Origin of the sequence: Lysinibacillus sp. GbtcB16 (assembly GCF_019091145.1) — a bacterium.
Classification (GTDB): domain Bacteria; phylum Bacillota; class Bacilli; order Bacillales_A; family Planococcaceae; genus Lysinibacillus; species Lysinibacillus fusiformis.
Genome location: NZ_JAGXJV010000325.1, coordinates 1 through 277, shown reverse-complemented (window position 1 = coordinate 277; position 277 = coordinate 1). Strand labels below are relative to the sequence as shown.

General features: G+C 53.1%; 1 protein-coding gene. It reads left to right on the top strand.

Translation table 11 applies throughout. The features are described from left to right. The coding region (locus KVT27_RS24435; protein ID WP_217582160.1) for a glutamate racemase at positions 1-277 on the top strand (277 nt) is incomplete at both ends.

Genomic DNA, 277 nt, shown 5'->3' with positions numbered 1-277 from the left:
ATTGCTTGCAACACCGCCACCAGCATCGCTATTGCTGAGCTCAGGAAAAGCTACGACATGCCGATTATCGGCATGGAACCTGCGGTGAAGCCTGCGCTGGAGATGAACCGCTCATCCGGCAAAAGGGTGCTTGTATTAGCCACGCCGCTGACGCTCAAGCAGTCCAAATACCGTGAGCTCGTTTCCCGTATCGATGATATGGGCATGGTGGATTCGCTGCCGATGCCGGAATTAGTGGAGTTTTGCGAACAATTGCAAGTAGATGGCCCGCAAATTA